Origin of the sequence: Achromobacter marplatensis (assembly GCF_049060505.1) — a bacterium.
Classification (GTDB): Bacteria; Pseudomonadota; Gammaproteobacteria; order Burkholderiales; family Burkholderiaceae_B; genus Achromobacter; species Achromobacter marplatensis_A.
The window spans coordinates 1-3,368 of sequence record NZ_JBMGRB010000026.1 but is presented as its reverse complement, the minus strand read 5'-3'; the positions used below and the strand labels follow the sequence as shown (position 1 = coordinate 3,368).

The 3,368-nt window shown below is 51.8% G+C and carries 2 rRNA genes; both read right to left on the bottom strand.

The annotated features are described in order from the left end of the window. Positions 1 to 79: ribosomal RNA gene (rrf, locus tag ACI0FO_RS29365) — 5S ribosomal RNA — on the bottom strand; the annotation flags it as partial. 203 nt (positions 80 to 282) lie between these two features. Beyond that, positions 283 to 3,167 (bottom strand): 23S ribosomal RNA (locus ACI0FO_RS29360). Positions 3,168 to 3,368: the final 201 nt, after the last annotated feature.

Below are 3,368 nucleotides of genomic sequence, written 5' to 3'. Positions count from 1 at the left end.
CACTATCATCGGCGCGAAGGCGTTTCACTGTCCTGTTCGGGATGGGAAGGAGTGGTACCACCTTGCTATGGTCGTCAGGCGTAACTCGTTGAGCTGCTGCGTGTTAACGCAACCGCTCCAATCTTGGAAGAAACACAACGTGTGGATGATCAGAGACGCGCTCGATGATCATGCACAGGGGGGTCGTAATTGGTGTTGGCTGGCTGCCGACGGTGCAGCCAGATTTTGTATTGAACGACACTTGGAACGCTATATCACCAGGTCAATAACCATCAGTGTTATAGGATCAAGCCTCACGAGCAATTAGTATCGGTTAGCTTAACGCATTACTGCGCTTCCACACCCGACCTATCAACGTCCTGGTCTCGAACGACTCTTTAGGGGGATCAAGTCCCCGGGATACCTAATCTTCAGACGAGTTTCCCGCTTAGATGCCTTCAGCGGTTATCTCTTCCGTACTTAGCTACCCGGCAATGCCATTGGCATGACAACCGGTACACCAGAGGTACGTCCACTCCGGTCCTCTCGTACTAGGAGCAGGCTCCGTCAAGTATCCAACGCCCACGGCAGATAGGGACCAAACTGTCTCACGACGTTTTAAACCCAGCTCACGTACCTCTTTAAATGGCGAACAGCCATACCCTTGGGACCGGCTACAGCCCCAGGATGAGATGAGCCGACATCGAGGTGCCAAACACCGCCGTCGATATGAACTCTTGGGCGGTATCAGCCTGTTATCCCCAGAGTACCTTTTATCCGTTGAGCGATGGCCCTTCCATTCAGAACCACCGGATCACTATGTCCTGCTTTCGCACCTGTTCGACTTGTCAGTCTCACAGTCAAGCACGCTTATGCCATTGCACTATCAGCACGATTTCCGACCGTACCTAGCGTACCTTCGAACTCCTCCGTTACACTTTGGGAGGAGACCGCCCCAGTCAAACTGCCCACCATGCACTGTCCCCGATCCGGATAACGGACCAAGGTTAGAACCGCAAACAAACCAGGGTGGTATTTCAAGGATGGCTCCACGTGATCTAGCGACCACGCTTCAAAGCCTCCCACCTATCCTACACAGGCCGGTTCACAGATCAATGCAAAGCTACAGTAAAGGTTCATGGGGTCTTTCCGTCTAGCCGCGGGTAGATTGCATCATCACAAACACTTCAACTTCGCTGAGTCTCAGGAGGAGACAGTGTGGCCATCGTTACGCCATTCGTGCAGGTCGGAACTTACCCGACAAGGAATTTCGCTACCTTAGGACCGTTATAGTTACGGCCGCCGTTTACCGGGGCTTCGATCAAGAGCTTGCACCCCATCACTTAACCTTCCGGCACCGGGCAGGCGTCACACCCTATACGTCGACTTTCGTCTTTGCAGAGTGCTGTGTTTTTAATAAACAGTCGCAGCCACCGATTCTCTGCGACCCCATCATGCTAAGCGCGCAGGCGCTTCACACTACCGGGGTATACCTTCTCCCGAAGTTACGGTATCAATTTGCCGAGTTCCTTCTCCTGAGTTCTCTCAAGCGCCTTGGAATATTCATCCCGTCCACCTGTGTCGGTTTGCGGTACGGTCTCGTACAGCTGAAGCTTAGAGGCTTTTCTTGGAACCACTTCCAATCACTTCGCAAGCAATGCTCGCTCGTGCCATACCCTTGATTTACGCGCCCGGATTTGCCTAAGCGCCATCTTCGATACAGCAACAGGGACATCCAACACCCTGATGATCTTCCGCGATCCGTCCCCCCATCGCACTGTACGACGGTACTGGAATATTAACCAGTTTCCCATCAGCTACGCATCTCTGCCTCGCCTTAGGGGCCGACTCACCCTGCGCCGATGAACGTTGCGCAGGAAACCTTGGACTTACGGCGAGGGGGCTTTTCACCCCCTTTATCGCTACTCATGTCAGCATTCGCACTTCTGATACCTCCAGCAGCCTTTACAAGCCACCTTCGCAGGCTTACAGAACGCTCTCCTACCGCGTGCACTAAAAGTGCACACCCGCAGCTTCGGTTTATCGCTTAGCCCCGTTACATCTTCCGCGCAGGACGACTCGATCAGTGAGCTATTACGCTTTCTTTAAAGGATGGCTGCTTCTAAGCCAACCTCCTGACTGTCTATGCCTTCCCACTTCGTTTCCCACTTAGCGATAATTCGGGACCTTAGCTGGCGGTCTGGGTTGTTTCCCTCTTGAGTCCGGACGTTAGCACCCGGTGCTCTGTCTCCCAAGCTGTACTTGCGGGTATTCGGAGTTTGCCATAGTTTGGTAAGTCGCCATGACCCCCTAGCTATAACAGTGCTCTACCCCCCGCAGTAATACTTGAGGCACTACCTAAATAGTTTTCGGAGAGAACCAGCTATTTCCAGATTTGTTTAGCCTTTCACCCCTATCCACAGCTCATCCCCTAATTTTTCAACATTAGTGGGTTCGGTCCTCCAGCACGTGTTACCGTGCCTTCAACCTGGCCATGGATAGATCATCTGGTTTCGGGTCTACACCCAGCGACTGAATCGCCCTATTCGGACTCGCTTTCGCTACGGCTTCCCTATTCGGTTAACCTTGCCACTGAATGTAAGTCGCTGACCCATTATACAAAAGGTACGCAGTCACCCCACAAGGAGGCTCCTACTGTTTGTATGCATACGGTTTCAGGATCTATTTCACTCCCCTTCCGGGGTTCTTTTCGCCTTTCCCTCACGGTACTGGTTCACTATCGGTCGATCACGAGTATTTAGCCTTGGAGGATGGTCCCCCCATCTTCAAACAGGATTTCACGTGTCCCGCCCTACTTGTCTTACGCTTAGTTCCACACACAAGATTTCGCCTACAGGGCTATCACCTGCTACGGCCGGACTTTCCATTCCGTTCGACTATCTTGCGTGCTAAAACGTAAAGGCTCTTCCGATTTCGCTCGCCACTACTTTCGGAATCTCGGTTGATTTCTTTTCCTCGAGCTACTGAGATGTTTCAGTTCACCCGGTTCGCTTCCACTAGCCTATGTATTCAGCTAGGGATACTGCATCGCTGCAGTGGGTTTCCCCATTCGGACATCTACGGATCAAAGCTTGTTTGCCAGCTCCCCGTAGCTTTTCGCAGGCTACTACGTCCTTCATCGCCTGTGATCGCCAAGGCATCCACCATATGCACTTAGTCGCTTGATCCTATAACGCTGTAGGCTATAGGACCTGAGTATTAGCGTTTGTGCCGTTCATAAGTTTCAAAGCAGTCTGAGGTTATTCACCTCAGTCTTGAGAACTTGGAACAAAATAATGCAATCACAACCCGTACCTATCTTCTTCAGCTTGCGCCGAGTACTTGATAAGTACATTTCGTTGTGCTTCTTCCAGATTGTTAAAGAACGA